The 15,813-nt window shown below is 38.8% G+C and carries 16 protein-coding genes; 9 read left to right on the plus strand and 7 right to left on the minus strand.

The features are described 5' to 3' along the window. Positions 1 to 98 precede the first annotated feature (98 nt). On the plus strand, positions 99 to 710 hold the full coding sequence (gene cobO / locus A379_RS01955) for a cob(I)yrinic acid a,c-diamide adenosyltransferase (protein WP_040725340.1): 612 nt from the start codon (positions 99 to 101) through the stop codon (positions 708 to 710). A gap of 2 nt (positions 711 to 712) precedes the next feature. Further along, on the plus strand, positions 713 to 1,570 hold the full coding sequence (locus A379_RS01960) for a cobalamin-binding protein (protein WP_040725341.1): 858 nt from the start codon (positions 713 to 715) through the stop codon (positions 1,568 to 1,570). A gap of 28 nt (positions 1,571 to 1,598) precedes the next feature. Here the strand turns inward: A379_RS01960 and A379_RS01965 are convergent, their stop codons facing one another. The 5 genes from A379_RS01965 to A379_RS01985 are packed head-to-tail and all read right to left on the minus strand — an operon-like array spanning position 1,599 to position 6,494. Further along, on the minus strand, positions 1,599 to 1,799 hold the full coding sequence (locus A379_RS01965; RefSeq protein WP_040725342.1) for a hypothetical protein: 201 nt from the start codon (positions 1,797 to 1,799) through the stop codon (positions 1,599 to 1,601). Between the two features lie 12 nt (positions 1,800 to 1,811). Further along, positions 1,812 to 2,573 (minus strand): 3-deoxy-manno-octulosonate cytidylyltransferase, encoded by a 762-nt coding sequence (gene kdsB / locus A379_RS01970; protein WP_040725343.1) that lies wholly within the window; start codon positions 2,571 to 2,573, stop codon positions 1,812 to 1,814. Positions 2,574 to 2,609: 36 nt separating this feature from the next. Further along, positions 2,610 to 2,810, minus strand: coding sequence for a Trm112 family protein (locus A379_RS01975; RefSeq protein WP_040725347.1), 201 nt, complete (start codon positions 2,808 to 2,810; stop codon positions 2,610 to 2,612). A 22-nt stretch (positions 2,811 to 2,832) separates the two neighbouring features. Next, positions 2,833 to 3,879 carry a tetraacyldisaccharide 4'-kinase gene (gene lpxK / locus A379_RS01980; protein ID WP_051144921.1) on the minus strand — a complete coding sequence of 349 codons (1,047 nt, stop codon included), beginning with the start codon at positions 3,877 to 3,879 and terminating at the stop codon, positions 2,833 to 2,835. Continuing rightward, positions 3,876 to 6,494 carry a DNA internalization-related competence protein ComEC/Rec2 gene (locus A379_RS01985; protein ID WP_157832332.1) on the minus strand — a complete coding sequence of 873 codons (2,619 nt, stop codon included), beginning with the start codon at positions 6,492 to 6,494 and terminating at the stop codon, positions 3,876 to 3,878. The genes lpxK and A379_RS01985 overlap by 4 nt, the downstream gene beginning before the upstream one ends. On the opposite strand from A379_RS01985, the gene A379_RS01990 reads away from it, so the two are divergent. The 3 genes from A379_RS01990 (at position 6,493) to A379_RS02000 (ending at position 8,161) form a co-directional block, all read left to right on the plus strand. Beyond that, positions 6,493 to 7,008 carry a DUF2062 domain-containing protein gene (locus tag A379_RS01990; RefSeq protein WP_040725349.1) on the plus strand — a complete coding sequence of 172 codons (516 nt, stop codon included), beginning with the start codon at positions 6,493 to 6,495 and terminating at the stop codon, positions 7,006 to 7,008. The two genes, A379_RS01985 and A379_RS01990, sit on opposite strands and share 2 nt — an antisense overlap. 202 nt (positions 7,009 to 7,210) lie before the next feature. After that, positions 7,211 to 7,660 (plus strand): CZB domain-containing protein, encoded by a 450-nt coding sequence (locus tag A379_RS12540; RefSeq protein WP_157832333.1) that lies wholly within the window; start codon positions 7,211 to 7,213, stop codon positions 7,658 to 7,660. Positions 7,661 to 7,720: 60 nt separating this feature from the next. After that, on the plus strand, positions 7,721 to 8,161 hold the full coding sequence (locus A379_RS02000) for a CZB domain-containing protein (RefSeq protein WP_040725351.1): 441 nt from the start codon (positions 7,721 to 7,723) through the stop codon (positions 8,159 to 8,161). Between the two features lie 127 nt (positions 8,162 to 8,288). On the opposite strand, the gene A379_RS02005 is transcribed toward A379_RS02000, so the two are convergent. Both A379_RS02005 and A379_RS02010 read right to left on the minus strand, forming a co-directional pair. Next, on the minus strand, positions 8,289 to 10,676 hold the full coding sequence (locus tag A379_RS02005; RefSeq protein ID WP_040725354.1) for a Lon protease family protein: 2,388 nt from the start codon (positions 10,674 to 10,676) through the stop codon (positions 8,289 to 8,291). 154 nt (positions 10,677 to 10,830) lie between these two features. Further along, a complete protein-coding gene (locus A379_RS02010) occupies positions 10,831 to 12,048 on the minus strand; it encodes an ammonium transporter (protein WP_040725356.1) in 1,218 nt (405 codons plus the stop codon). Positions 12,049 to 12,218: 170 nt separating this feature from the next. On the opposite strand from A379_RS02010, the gene A379_RS02015 reads away from it, so the two are divergent. The 4 genes from A379_RS02015 (at position 12,219) to A379_RS02030 (ending at position 15,696) form a co-directional block, all read left to right on the plus strand. Then, positions 12,219 to 13,214 carry a 1-aminocyclopropane-1-carboxylate deaminase/D-cysteine desulfhydrase gene (locus A379_RS02015; protein WP_040725357.1) on the plus strand — a complete coding sequence of 332 codons (996 nt, stop codon included), beginning with the start codon at positions 12,219 to 12,221 and terminating at the stop codon, positions 13,212 to 13,214. Between the two features lie 239 nt (positions 13,215 to 13,453). Beyond that, entirely contained in the window at positions 13,454 to 14,578 is a 1,125-nt protein-coding gene (locus A379_RS02020) for an NAD(P)/FAD-dependent oxidoreductase (protein ID WP_040725359.1), read from the plus strand. An 80-nt stretch (positions 14,579 to 14,658) separates the two neighbouring features. Beyond that, a complete protein-coding gene (locus A379_RS02025) occupies positions 14,659 to 15,045 on the plus strand; it encodes a DUF6858 family protein (RefSeq protein ID WP_040725361.1) in 387 nt (128 codons plus the stop codon). Positions 15,046 to 15,225: 180 nt separating this feature from the next. Further along, a complete protein-coding gene (locus tag A379_RS02030; RefSeq protein ID WP_040725364.1) occupies positions 15,226 to 15,696 on the plus strand; it encodes a hypothetical protein in 471 nt (156 codons plus the stop codon). Positions 15,697 to 15,813 lie beyond the last annotated feature (117 nt).

The following is a 15,813-nucleotide window of genomic DNA, read 5'->3' on the forward strand; positions in this document are numbered from 1 at the left end:
TCTAAAACACGCCATGTTAGCAGCTTGTCGTGTTTTTTATGTCACAATCATTTATAAAAATGCTACATAGCCGTTGCGCTTAACAATAGAGAACAGACATGAATGAACAGAATATAAAACAAGACCAATATCATAAGCTAAGAATGGAACGTAAAAAGGCACAAATTGATGCCTCAATTGCTTGTGCTTCTGATGAAAAAGGCATACTGCTTGTTATTACTGGCAATGGAAAAGGCAAATCGACATCGGGCTTTGGCATGGTGGCTCGTGCTTTGGGGCACGGTATGAAAGTGGGGGTTTGTCAGTTTATAAAAAGCCGTACCGACACAGGTGAAGAAGCGTTTTTTAAGCAACAACCCAATTGTGAATGGCATGTTTTAGGGGATGGTTTTACCTGGGATACTCAAGATAGACAGCAAGACATTAGCACCTCAAAAAAAGGCTGGCAGGTAGCGACTAAAATGCTGACTGACCCAAGCTATGATTTAGTGGTTTTAGATGAGTTAACCTATCTATTAAGTTATGACTACCTAGACAAAAACTTAGTGCTGGACACCATTCAAAACCGTCCAGAGATGCAACATGTAGTCGTAACTGGACGTTCTGCGATTATGGAACTTAGAGAATTAGCTGACACGGTTTCTGAAATTAAAGATGAAAAACACGCTTATACCAGCGGCATTAAAGCGCAAAAAGGCGTTGATTTATAACCATGAATAAACTCCTGCAAATAGTCTGGCTGCTTTTTTTAAGTTTACAAAGTTACCAGGCCTGGTCAAATGAGATTAAACCTGTAAACCGTATTATCTCTTTAGCACCCCATATAACCGAATTAGTGTATTCAGCTGGCGCTGGCGATAAACTGGTGGGGGTAGCTGATTATTCTGATTTTCCAAAACAAGCCAAACTATTACCCGTGGTTGGCAGTTCAAACACCCTTAATATTGAAGCGATTATCGCTTTAAACCCAGAACTGATTATTGGCTGGGAATCCGCTATACGTCCGCAAGACCTTGCAAAACTGCGTTCTTTAGGCTTTAACGTCTGGCAAACAGAAGTTAAAAACCTAACCGACATCACCTCTCTAATAATAAAAATCGGTGAAAAAGCAGGCACACTTAAAACAGCAAAACAGATCGCTCAAAAGCTTAATTTCATTATTCAAACAGAAAAAACCAAATATCAGAATAAACCGATGGTCACGGCTTTTTATCAAGTTTGGCAAATGCCGTTAATGACAATAAACGGGCAACAATTTATTAGTTTGGCAATGAATGTATGTGGGGCTAAAAACGCATTTGCCGATTTACCGATGCTCGCTTCAGAAATCAATATTGAAAGCTTAATCAAACGAAACCCCGATGTGTTTTTAATTGGTGGAGAACAGGCGTTTCAACAGGCCTGGAAGGATAAATGGTTGGATTTTCCCATGCTTAACGCCGTTAAAAATCAACAACTCTATTTACTGAATAATGACCTTTATCAAAGACCCACGGCTCGATTATTAGAAAACCTTCCTGCGTTATGCGAAATAATTGATCAAGCAAGAAAAGTTTCAATAACCCATTAATGATTTGATGATAATTTTGATTTGAAAATCAACTTTTATCCGATAGGAAAAAATAAATCATATAACCACCATACATCACCACCATCACAATGCTCATTAAGGTGATGGGACGAATCCCCTTCTGCTCAACAACAATTCCCTGTTGTTCAAGTTTTCGGTTACGAATTTTTTGCTTGAGTAACCAGTAAAAAAAGTAAACAACTGCGATTAAGGTGAGATATTTAAGCATAAGATAGGCTAATTAATTTGAAGCTAACAGGCGACGTACTTGCTGTAAATCTTCTGCAGTATCGACTCCCACACCCGCATCACACAACGCATCTAAAACCAAAATATTCACACCATGCCAAAGCACACGTAGCTGTTCAAGTTTTTCAACATGCTCAAGCTCACACTCAGGCCAGGCCACATACTGTTTAACAAAACCTGCACGGTAAGCATACAACCCAATATGGCGTTTGTACGCCCAATTGGTGGGTAAAGTTTTAATATTTTGTGAAAAGGTGTCTCTTGACCAAGGCAATGGCGCACGACTAAAGTTAATGGCAAAATCATTTACATCGCGCGACACCTTAACAGCATGTGGGTCAAACACGGTTTCTACAGAGTAGATCGGTTCGCACAAGGTGGCCATGGGTATGTTCGGGTTCGTCTCAAGCCCTTCTGCCACTTGATGAATCAGTTCAGAGGGTAGCATTGGTTCATCCCCCTGCACATTCACAATAATCTCATCATCTGCAATGCCTGACAATTGAATCACTTCGGCAATACGTTCTGTTCCCGATTGATGTTGGTCACCTGTTAGACAGACTTCCGCACCAAAAGCTTCGCACGCTGCTTTTACCTGTAACGATTCTGTGGCAATAATAATACGTTCCGCACCTGATTTTTTGGCTTGTTGCCAAGTCCACTGAATCATCGGTTTACCATGAATATCCATCAGTGGTTTACCTGGTAAACGGCTGGATTCAAAACGGGCAGGAATAATAATGCAAAATGACATATAAAAGTTCTACGTTAGTAAATGCTACGTGAGCAATTAGCTTTTTTGTTTACGGTAAGTTTCAACTTCTTCAGCCGAAAGTTGACGTGCTTCGTCTTCAAGTAAAATTGGAATACCATCTCTAACAGGAAACGCTAAATTGGCTGCGGTAGAAATAAGCTCTTGTTTGGTCTTATCAAAAATAAGCTTAGTTTTGCTGACTGGGCAGACTAAAATTTCTAGTAATTTCGGATCCATGTTCTACTCTTAAATTAATATATTATTTGGCAGAATGACAACACTGCACGATGTTATTGACAATATTTTGGTCACAATTGGGCATGACTTCTAAATACCACCAGTGCTTTTCATGTTCTGCGAATGCGGTACATTTTACCGCATCTTTTTCCGTCATAATTAAGGGTTTTTCGTCAATTGGTATTGAAGTCTGATTTAATAGCTCAACAAAGTCCAATTTTTGATACGCATAATGGTCTTTAAAAGGAGTAGCGTCAACCTCTAGCCCTATTTCTTCTAATGTTGAAAAGAAGCGTTGTGGATTTCCAATACCCGCAATGGCAAAGACCTGTTTTGTTGAGTATGTTTGTAAAAATTTGTCTATTGATAGTTGTACGTCAGGATTACCCACTAACTTAAAACAAGCTGGCCGTAACTGCATTTTACTTGGCGCTTTTTGTTGAAAGTCTATTTTTGGAATGTCTTCATGCGCTAATAAGCCATTCCACACGGTAAAATCGACTTTCTCAATACGAGATAACGGTTCACGCAAAGGGCCTGAGGGCATACAGTAACCATTCCCAAACTGACGTTGAGCGTCAATCAGCACCACTTCAATATCTCTGGCTAACGCATAGTGCTGCAAACCATCGTCGCTAATCACAACATCACACTGCACTTTGCTATTAAGCAATTCGAGCGCCTCAACCCGTTTAGGTGAAACAGCAACTGGACAAGCTGTTTGTTTAACAAGCATTAAGGGTTCATCACCACATTCACTTGCCAAACTGTGGTCAGTTACCCAGTGTGGCCAATTTGCTTGGTGAGCGCCATAACCGCGGCTAATAATACCAACCGTTAAGCCATGCGCTTTTAATTGCCTAGCCAACCAAATAATAAACGGGGTTTTGCCAGTACCGCCTACAACAAGATTACCCACCACAACCACAACCGCTTTGGATTGTTTTTGCGGTGGACTGTTTTCATAGTTTTTAAGACGACGAGCCGCCTCCCAACAAACGAGCTTTGCAAGAGGAAGCAATACCACACTCTGCCACTGCTTTTTTTCCCAAAACTTTGGCCAACTCACTGAAAGTAAATTCCTTGCTGAGACTGTAAACAGGAGTGATGATACCATTTACGCAAACTTTTGCGAGCCTCATAACGCAATTCAATATTTGAATGATTTATTTCAAAGGAGATGCCACCAGAACACGCCGTATTCCACCAAGAAATTGGATTGTTCTCAGCCACATTCTGAATACGATTCACCACGTCTTTTGCGGGAAAATGAAAACGATTTAGATACCCCGAAGAAAACACCAATTTAGTAGGTTTTACCGCATCTAACCAGGCCTGGGAAGTAGATGTTTTACTGCCATGATGTCCCGCAATTAATAAATCTGCTTGTAATTTACCCGCTTGATTTTGATAGTGATTAAGCAATATTTTCTCGCCTTTTTTACTCAAATCCCCCATGATTAATACCGACTGGTTTTGGTTACTGACTTTTAAAACACAAGACAGGTCATTATCTGTTTTTAAGCCTTTTTGCTCGGCGTTTTCAAAAGGCGATAATATTTCAAACCTAATGCCATCAAAAACCCACTGTTGACCAGATAAGCATGATTTGAATGGTTTACTCTGTTCACCCAATATTGAATTATTTAACATAAGATTTACTTGCTGAGCTTGCCCGCTCAGGGCGTGATTCACTGAGATCGCATCCAAAATTGATTGGGTACCGCCAGCGTGGTCAATATCGCTATGACTGACAATCAATAAATCAATTGCTTGCCAGCCTTGCGCTGTTAAATATGGAATAACAGCCACTTTAGCCGCATCAGTGGTTTGTCCCCATTTGGCACCCGTATCGTAAACCACCAAATGATGTGCCGTTTCAATCACAACCGCTTGCCCTTGCCCCACATCTAACACGGTTAACCAGGCCAGCTGATTTTCTGTTTGATTCATTGGACGATTATTTGAATATGGAAAGAACAGCAAAATCATAAAATAAAGCACCAAAGCAGTAGAGAAATAGTTTGTACTTACAGCAAACCGCTTTTGCAGAAATTTAAATGATGTAATCAGTACAAACAACACGGAACTGACCGCAATCAACCATATAAAAGAGTGGTTTGTGCTATTTAAATCGAGCTTTGGTAATTGAACTAGAAAATGCAAATAAGACCAAATTTGCTGCCAAAACCAGTCCTGTTTTTCAAGTAAATAGTTTGCCAACTCAAGTGAAAATAGGCTCGAAAAAATAACCACTACCAGGCCTGGCAAACCAATAAGACTCACAAAAGGCACTGCGATTAAGTTCGCAAACAAACCATACACAGGAACCTGATAAAAACTCCATAAAATAAACGGTGCCAAGCCTGCTGTTAACATCAGTTGAATACCAAGGAATTGATGCCATTTCGATTTATTTTGATAAATTTTAAGTGCCAAAAAAATAAGACTAACCGCCATAAAAGAGAGCCAAAAACCTGAACTCAATACCGCGCGAGAATCCCAAACAACAACAATAAAGGCCGCCATAGCCAAAGCGCTCCACGGCCTAAACTGGCGCCTAATCAAGATAAACATTAAAGCCGTAGCAACCATAATCCATGCCCGCTGCGTTGGAATGGCTGCGCCAGAAAGCAAAAGATAAACGGTGGCAAAGAACAATCCACCCAGTGCTGAAAAAGTCTGTAAATTAATCAATTGATAACGGTATAACCCTAAACGCCAAACATACTTAAAAAGCCAAAACCCCATCACCGCCACAATACTCATGTGCAGACCCGATATGGCCATAAGGTGAATTGTGCCAGTCTGTTGAAACAGTGCCCATTGTTGTTCATTAACGGCTGACTTTTCACCCACAGTCATACCAAGGTAAATCCCTTTGAATGGACTGTCTTTAAAAATGCCATCTAAATAATCAACTATTTCAGCACGCCAAACTCGCCAATTAATAAAGGATTGTGACTGCAGTTTGATGGCGGTATATTCAATTTTTTGTTGATTTTGGTGTTTTAGATAAAGCCCAGAAACCGTCGATTTAGCAACGACATGGTTTTGGAATAGCCATTTCTCATAATCTCGACTCGCCAGATTCATAGCCGCATGATTGCTTTTGAGTTTGGCATAAAAACGCCAACGTTCCCCTACTAAAGGTTGTTTATCTTGGTTAATCAGTTGAGAAAATTCATGGTTATCTAAATACCATGTCAATTTAATTTTAGGTTTATTAAGTAACCAGGCCTGGCTATTTTTTAATAATGAAACATCTCCTAAAGTAGTTACCTTAGAAAGAGATGCCTCAAAGACTATTTTTGAAAAATGTTCACTTTTAACCACTTTAGGAATGCTTAAAACCTCTACCTCTATGAGGTTTTTATGCTCCAAGAAAACATTTGAGATACTCGGGGCAAAAAAAGCCTGCCAGAAAACCACATTCATCCCTATAATGGCACTAAACACCAGGTGAAAAATGCGATTCTGCCAGCTTATTATTGACAAACTTTGTCTAAGTAAACGCCTTCTTTTCTTGAAGTAAAAATGACGTAATCTATAAAAGGTAATAAACCAAACTGCCCATATCAGTAAAACAAGCAGTAAACCACCGCTCCATAAAGGTGGAAATTCTGTTAACTGGTAGCATAGAATAACCGTAACAATAAAACCGATAACGAATTGAATAAACATGCCAAAAAAACTCATTAAACGTTACCTACCCCATCCTGATAAAGTCAAGAGCATGAAAGGATTAGGGGTTTTAGGCAAATGGCTCCATAACCCGAATATTTGGCATCTCAATCGACACTCTGTTTCTAAGGCTTTTTTTATTGGGCTTTTTTGGATGTCCATTCCAATTCCTTCACAAATGATTGCCTCTGCCTTTACCGCGATATTTTTTCGAGCCAATCTACCTCTAAGTGTGGCTTTAGTCTGGATAAGCAACCCTTTCACTATGCCGCCTATCTTCTATTTCAATTATTTGGTCGGGACTTTTATTCTTGGTCATGAAGCACAAGAAAATCTCTCTTTTGAGTTAAGTTGGCATTGGATTGTCAATGTTCTCGGTGAACTATGGCTTCCACTTTATCTAGGTAGCGTTATAGTTGGCATAGTTCTTGGTTCAACTGCTTACTTTGTAGTCAATATTTTATGGCGCCATCACGTGGCCAAAAGCTGGTTTTCTAGAAAAACAAGAAAATAAGTAAAAGAACTAAGTTTATACTAACAAAGTTTGAGATTAATAATAATATATTCTTAATTAATGCCAGTTTTGGTTATTTTCTTACCGCTCTTTTGTAAAATTTTGCTTACAATAAGGTTTAGAATTAATGAGTTAATATGCATAGTCAAATAAAATCGAACCCTATCGAAATTGAAACATCATGCAGCACGAAGGTATCAAAATGACAAAAAAAGAAATAATCACCCAGCTACGGGCTGCTAAAGCGGCTCATATTCAATGGCGCGCTTATGCACAGGCCATCGTAGGTGGTTTCTCTGTTGATCAAAATCATGTACCCGTCATACATACAAATTGCAAATTTGGTCAATGGTATTACGGCAAAGGTCAGATGTTATCAAGCCTTGGTAGTTTTGGAGCAATCGATGCACCCCATGCCATGCTTCACCAGATATATATGGAAATTTTTAAACTGATGTTTAGCGAAACCAAAAAGGGATTTTTAGGTGGGATATTCACCTCAAAAGAAAAGTTACGTCAGAAAAATGAAAAACAAGCTAAAGAACTTATGCAAAGCATGATTGCCGTTTCAGAAACCTTACTAGAAACCATTAACATTCTTGAAAAAGAAGTGATGGATTTGACGGATGAAGAGGTGGCTGAGTTATATTAATGCATAGAGACTTTTGCACAAGACGAAAAGCACTCTTATATAACTTAAATAGGATTTGATATGAGTAAAAAAGAAGCTTTATCTTACATCAGATCAGCTAAATCGTCCCATGTTGAGTGGCGTTCCAATGTACAAGGGTATGTAACAGGCATTCATGTTGATGCAAACAAATTACCCCTTATACACACAGATAGTTTTTTTGCACGCTGGTACTACACAGAAGGCCAAACATTTACTCACCTTACAAACTATAAAGCGATTAATTTATGCCTTGAGGAAGTCTTTGAAAACTATCGAACTCTTTACAAAGCTTTACACACGCCTGCAAAAAAAGCGAGTTTATTTCAGTCGCAAAAAAAAATTGATGCCAAGCGTAAAGAAGATATAAACCAGCTTATGCAGGATGTATTTAACAGCTCTCAAAAGCTTATTCAGGCAACAACTCAGCTTGAAAATGAAATCAAGCAGATGAGTGACGAAGAGTTCGACAAATTATTCTAGCCTTGTAGCACTCCCAACTATTATCCCTTAGACCTATTTGACGATAACTAAGATACAAAAAAACCGTTTAACAAATGACTAAAGTCGTTTATTAAACGGTTATTAAATGGCAAGAATATATTCTAGTTTAAGATTTTTCGTTCATTGCCTCGAGCGCTTTAACCACTTTTGCGTTAACGCTATTTTTAGTAAAAACGCCTTTTTTGGTCAATTTACCCGCTTTAATACCTGTAAACAAGGTAATTGCATCATCAATATGGCTCATGGTATACACATGGAACTTACCATTTTTGACAGCATTTCGTACTTCAGTATTAAGCATCAAATGGCTGGCGTTTGCTTGTGGAATAATAACCCCTTGGCTACCCGTTAACCCTCTGGCTTGGCAGATTTTATAAAAGCCTTCTATTTTTTCATTGACCCCACCAATCGGTTGTATTTCACCAAATTGATTGATTGAACCTGTAATCGCTAAGTCTTGACGCATAGGTAACTGTGCAAGAGAAGAAATTAACGCAAGCAACTCAGCTGAAGAAGCGGAATCTCCTTCTACACCATTGTAAGATTGCTCCATAACGATGGAACCACTAAAACCTAACGCTTTCTGTTTCATATAACGACCGCGTAAATACCCAGAAAGAATAAGCATCCCTTTAGAGTGAATAGGCCCAGCCATTTCTACTTCACGTTCAATATCCACCACGCCCTCATCACCCGCTGAAGCTTGTGCCGTAATACGAACAGGTTGACCAAACGATTGTTTACCCACCGTCAGTACTGTTAAACCATTGACCATACCAATATGCTCACCTTGAGTTAGGATAAGCACCTGCTGTTCAGTAATCGCTCGATGGTAGTACTCTTCCATAAGCCCTGTATGAAATTCACGTTGTAAAATCGTATCTTCAATCGTTTGGCGATCTACCGACTCTCGGCCTTGAGCACGAGCAAAGGCATTTGCCTCTGCTAAAACATCTCGTAAAATGGCTTTATTACTGTATAGACGACTTTCATCCTCTGCCATACGTGATGCATATTCAATCAAACGTTCATAAGCAGAGGTTTCAACAGGTAAATCATCCCAATCTTCCACTTCTGAAGCGAGCTGTTTTGCTAAGGTCACCTCATGTTCCAATGTTCTAGCCAGTTCAACCTCAAATTCAACCTGTACTTTAAACAGACGACTAAACTGTGCATCAATCTCTTGCAAGGCATAGAAGTGCTCAGCTTGACCAACGAGTACCAAGGTTAAGTTGAGAGGAAAGTCTGGCAAATGATATGGGGCAACACTACTGGAAGACGGCACCTCAAAACTCAGTTTTTTACTCATTAAAGCCGCTTTTAAATTTGACCAAATTTCAGGATCTTTTAACAATGACTGAATATTTAAAATTAAATATCCGCCATTGGCTTTTTGTAACAGCCCCGCTTGATGGCTCATAGCCAGGCTTACTGTATCTGTCGCAGTTGCTGCCGCCGAATTAATCGTATAACCAAAAAGCTTTGGCATTGAGGCATTTTGCTCATAAATAATCGGGGCATGTTTTAAATCACGATGATCAACCAATAGGTTGACTTCAAAAATACTTAAACCTTGCTGTTCTGACAGCAGTTCATCCATACTTGATTGGTTGTTAGAGGTTACTTGGTCAGCATTTTGATCCCAAAACAGGTGTAATTTAGAGACAATACTGTTTTGCAGTGCGTCTAAATAACCCACAATTTCAGGTGTTTTAGCAAACTCCATTTTAAGCGTTTTAATTAACGGCTCTAAATGCTCATTAGCCACTTGAGTATTTAAACGTTTACCTGCGTCCATATATTCATGCTGCAAAAATGGAAAATGGGTTAACCCTTGGTTTAGGGCTTCCTCCACTTGATCAAAAGCCTCTATAAAATGTTTTTGGGTTTTTTCATCAAAGTTCTTTAACTCTGCCGCTCGGTACGGCTTGTCATCAATAATGGCAGATAACACAAAGCTATTCTCTGTTTGTGTAATGGCAATACTTAATTGTTCTGCTAGTTCAAACGCGGGTTCAAGAACCGCTTCTTGCTTTTCGTTAAGCTCATTTTCTAACATCTGACTTCTTAACTGGTAAGCATGGCCATCAAATAAAACAGGCAACTGAGTTCTTAACTGAGTAACAAAAGACTCAACGGCCGTTTTAAATTCAATCCCTGCACCCGCTTCAAAATAGAGATACTGCGTTTTACTGGCTTCGCTAAAATCAGAAACTAAAACGATATCATCAGGAATCTCTTTTTGCTCAGCAGACTGTTTTAGCATGGCTTTAGTCATGCCTATGCGCCCAATACCAGGCTCGCCCATAATAAATATATGGTTATGGTTGCGTTTCATATGCAAACCAAAATTCAGTGACTGATAAGCACGGGGATGAAAATGCTTCATAAAATCTAAAATTTCAGCATCTTTTCCCTTAGTATTTCCAGGTTTAAATTCAGATTGGCTTAAGTCTGTAAAACGGTATAACTGATGAACGGATAGTTTTTCCATAGAGATGATTCAACTTCTTTTGAGTTATTATTTTTATTTGAAAGGCTATTCAATGATTGCATTTAATAAGCATGTTTAATTATGGTTATCACTATAACAAAAAAGCCCGCAACACAGTGCGGGCTTTCGCTAGAAAATATTAACACTTTGTAAATTAATAATCTTCACGAGGTGGGTTTGCATGAATTTTATGAATGGTTAAGTCAGCACCCAGGTACTGCTCATCTTCATCCATTCTAATTGGTAAGATTTTATTCACAATAAGATAGACAATATACCCCCCCACAAAAGCCACAAAAACCCCAATCGTAATACCAATTAATTGAGATATAATCGATACGCCACCAAGACCACCTAATGCCTCAGAGCCGAAAATGCCAGCCGCAATACCACCCCAAACACCCACTAAGCCGTGTAATGGCCAAACGCCTAGCACATCATCCACTTTTAAGGTTTTTTGAGTCCATGTAAAGGCTTTAACAAATAAAGCCCCTGCCACTAAACCAATCACTAAAGCACCTAATGGGCTTACCACATCCGATCCTGCACAAATTGCTACCAGGCCTGCTAAAGGGCCGTTATGTACAAAACCTGGATCCTTATCACCGACAAACGTCGCGGCTAAAATACCACCTACCATGGCCATTAACGAGTTCATGGCAACCAGACCTTGAATACCTTCAATCGCTTGAGCTGACATGACATTAAAGCCAAACCAACCCACGGTTAAAATCCATGCCCCTAAGGCTAAAAATGGAATACTTGAAGGTGGGTGAACATGACGAATTTTGCCCTCGCTGTCATAGCGATTATGACGAGCGCCTAACACCAAAATAGCTGCCAAAGCAATCCAACCACCAACCGAATGCACAACAATAGAGCCAGCAAAGTCATGAAATCCTGCGCCAAAACTCGCTTCTAACCAGGCCTGGATACCAAAGTTACCATTCCATGAAATACCCTCAAACAAAGGATAAACAAAGGCCACTATCAAAAACGTTGACATCAACACAGGGTAGAAACGTGCACGTTCTGCAATACCTCCAGAAACAATCGCAGGAATAGCCGCAGCAAAAGTCATTAAGAAGAAAAATTTAACCAGCTCATAACCCGACTTTTCAGTCATCGCTTGAGTGAGTTGGCCATCAACGTTAAAGCCTAAAAACACGCCGTAAGCCACCCCATAACCAATAAAAAAATAAGCAACCGTTGAAACGCCTAAATCGCTCATAATTTTAACCAAGGCATTGACTTGGTTTTTATGCTGAACAGTACCCACTTCTAAAAAAGCAAAACCTGCATGCATGAATAGGACTAATATTGCACCTAATAGGATAAACAATACATCCAGACTTGTTGTTAACTGTTCCATTTATCTCCCCGCTACCCCTATATTTGTTGGACTAATAAACATAGAGCAAAATCAATAATTAAGTTATTTTAAACTGGCCTATTCGATAGAATAGATAAAATTCGCATAAACATTTTAATGCATTCCAATCCGCCATTTAAAAGCGCACAAATTGTACCAAACTTAGCTATATGATTGCACATAAAAAGCATTTTACTACCCCTTTAACCCCTTTATATTCAACGTTATTTGAAGAATTTGATGTACAAGTATGGATTAAAAGAGATGACCTTAATCATCCAATTATCCAAGGTAATAAATGGCATAAATTAAAACAAAATCTTCAATTAGCGCAGAAGCAAGGTAAAACAATGTTAATCACATTTGGTGGTGCATATTCCAACCATATTGCCGCTACCGCTTGTGCTGCTAAAACTTATGGGTTTAACGCCATAGGCATTATTCGTGGTGAGGAATTGGCATTGGATCCGTCAAAGTGGAGTAAAACATTAAAAACCGCTCACCAAAATGGCATGCACTTTCAATTTATTAGCCGCCAAAACTACCGAAAAAAGGATTCCGAAGAGTACCTAAATAAACTACAAGAGCAGTATCCGCAGGCTTACATTCTGCCTGAAGGCGGAAGCAATGAATTAGCGATTTTAGGTTTTGAAGAATTGGTAGATGACCTACATACACAATGTCCAGAATGGACCCATCTATTTTGCCCAGTTGGCAGTGGAGGAACATTTACGGGCTTAATTCATTTTAGTGAAATACAGGGTACACTAAGTCAAAATAACTCAAAAAACCTAATTGGCATTCCTGTCTTAAAACAAGGCGACTATGTGATAACTGACATTAAGAGGTGGCTTAATAATTTACAAAACAACAGTAAAGAATACCCTGTAAAAAACGCCGCGATAACATGGCAGTTATTAACTGAATATCATGATGGCGGTTATGCCAAACAATCTCAAAAAGGCCTAAAGTTTCAGCAAGACTTTGAAGAGGAATTTGCTATTTTACTTGATCCTGTCTATACCTCAAAAATGGTTTTTGCTTTCTATGACCAACTTAAAAAAGGCTTTATACCCAAAGGTTCAAACGTTATTTTATTGCACACTGGTGGCCTGCAGGGTAGAAATAAAAACTTACAATCTACACGAATAAATAGTAATAATTAATTGTTTTTTATCAACTTATTAATAAAAAAATAGAACCTAATAAACTTAAAGTTATTTATTAACTCATTCATCTACTGAAAGTAAAAGTTATAAACGTAAAAAGCTGTCTAATAGTGATTTATCAAATTCTTCATAAATTTTTTTTGTTATGATTCATTGATAAAATTGAATACGTTTTTTACCTACCAGATATAAACTTACTTTATAATACATAAAAATTACTAATGGATGATACCTTCATGAATATTACTATTTTAGGCACTGGTTTTGCAGCACTCACCGCAATCAAACAAACTCGTAAAGAGGCTCCTTTAGCAAACATCACCGTTATTGCTCCACAAGAGTCTTTTATGTATTACCCAAGCTTAATCTGGATTCCCTCTGGGCTTCGTAAAGGTGAAGACTTGCGTATTAATTTACATAATTTCTTTAACCGCCAAAAAGTACAATTTATTGAAGCGAGTGTAGAAAATGTAATCAATGAAGGCCGAACAGTCGTAACCTCAGCTGGTGAATTTCATAACGACGGTTTAATCATTGCCACAGGTGGTCGTTTCATCAAAAAACTTCCTGGCATTGAACACGCCATTACACCTTGTGAAGGGATTGATGCTGCAAACCGCATTAAAGAGCGCCTAAATGGTATGAGCGGCGGAACCATCGCCATTGGGTTTGGCGGTAATCCAAATGAACCATCAGCTATGCGTGGTGGACCAATGTTTGAATTTCTATTTGGAATAGATAACTTATTACGTCGTCAAGGACGCAGAGACAAATTTAAAATTATCTTTTTTAACCCTGCACCAGAACCTGGAAAACGTCTAGGGCCAAAAGTGCCTGCAAACCTCGTTAAAATGATGGCTAAAAAAGGCATTGAAACACACCTAGGTCATAAAATGGCTGGTTTTGAAGCGAAAAAAGTCAAAACCGAAGGCGGTGAATTTGATGCAGATTTAATTCTGTTTATGCCAGGGATGACAGGGCCAGCGTGGTTAGCTAACTCAGATTTACCAAAATCTGCTGGTGGCATGATTACCGCCAATATGTTTGCTCAAGTGGAAGGTTATACCAATGTGTATGTTGCGGGTGATGCAGGTAGTTTCCCTGGTCCAGATTGGCAGGCTAAGCAGGCACATGCAGCTGATCTACAAGCGGTTGCAGCTGCTAAAAACCTGGTGAAGTCACTAAAAGGTCAAACTGACTTTGAAGAGTTCAAACATGAACTTATCTGTATTGTAGACACGCTCTCTCACGGTATCTTAATTAAACGCACCGAAAAAGGCACAACCCTACTCCCTCCTTGCCGTTTATTGCACTTTGCTAAACGCGCTTTTGAATGGATGTACCTTCGCCAATATCGTTAAACAAAACCACAGGCCTGGTTGTTTCTACCAGGCCTGGTAACTGACTATTTATCTCACTTTATTATTAAGGAAAACATAAGATGCAACAAAAAATCTTTAAAGAAAAATACCCAATTTTTGCATTAGAATTTAGCAAAGAAGAATCAAAGTTTGACAGCGTTCCAGCCATTTTAGACTTTTTACACGCACAAGTTGAAGCCGATCCTAAAGCCGTCAACATCGCTCGTTTTGATCACTTTAGCCATACTAAAAGTATTAATGGTGAAATCGGTGAAGGGATTGTTGACGCTCAAAATTTAATTCTTTGCTTTGGCTTCCAATTGCCATCAGCTGACCCAGTTGCGGTTCGCCCACGCTCTATTGGTGTTACTGATATGGGTGACCGCTTTATTGTTAACTTTATGGAAGCACCAAATCCAATTGCTAACGACACCATGGAATCATGGGTTAAACAGCTTGTAAAATAACCCAGCAAACCCTCTCCATAGTTAAGCCTTAACAATCAAATTGTTTAGGCTTAATTTTCATCGCCACAGTAAAACCACCAATAATATCTTTACCAAATCAGCATAAGCATTCAAAAGTCCGAATATATCCAGTAAACTAGAAAGACTCTGTAAATCACATGAGCACTTATTGGAATTTTTATGTTTACCTGCAAACAAAATTATCGATTCAAAAAAACGGTTAGACTCTTTCTTTTTGCAATATTGATCCCTCTTTTGAGTCTATTCGCTCCAAACTCATTCGCAAATGAGTCAACAGACCCTACAAATATTCAAAACCCTGACCTCAAGCTACATTCCGACTTGGTACTAAAAGCCCTACAACTCGATTTTTATAATGCACGTTGTCGTGGGATTAGTGTGGCCAAAAACTTCAACAAAGTTAATCGGTTATATATCACCAAATACAGCATTACCGCTAATAACTTTATAAAATCCTTTATCAATCCCGATGTACGTTCAGAAAAAGAAGCGCAAGAAATTCACTTTAAGAAAAACCTTAACTCTCTTGGTGGCTGCGCAAAAGCTAAACAACAAGATTGGATAAAAGAGATTCACGAACAATTCAACAACCTTTACCAACAAGCTGAACAATCGGCTTGGTACCCATAAAAGAACGAGTAAGCTTTACGCACAAAATACTCTACCTAAAAAAACCAATCTACCAGTATCTAAAATCAAAATATTAGGCCTGGTAAATTGATTTAAAGAATACAATTAACAGACATA

The organism is Thiomicrorhabdus sp. Kp2 (genome assembly GCF_000478585.1).
In the GTDB taxonomy this organism is placed as follows: domain Bacteria; phylum Pseudomonadota; class Gammaproteobacteria; order Thiomicrospirales; family Thiomicrospiraceae; genus Thiomicrorhabdus.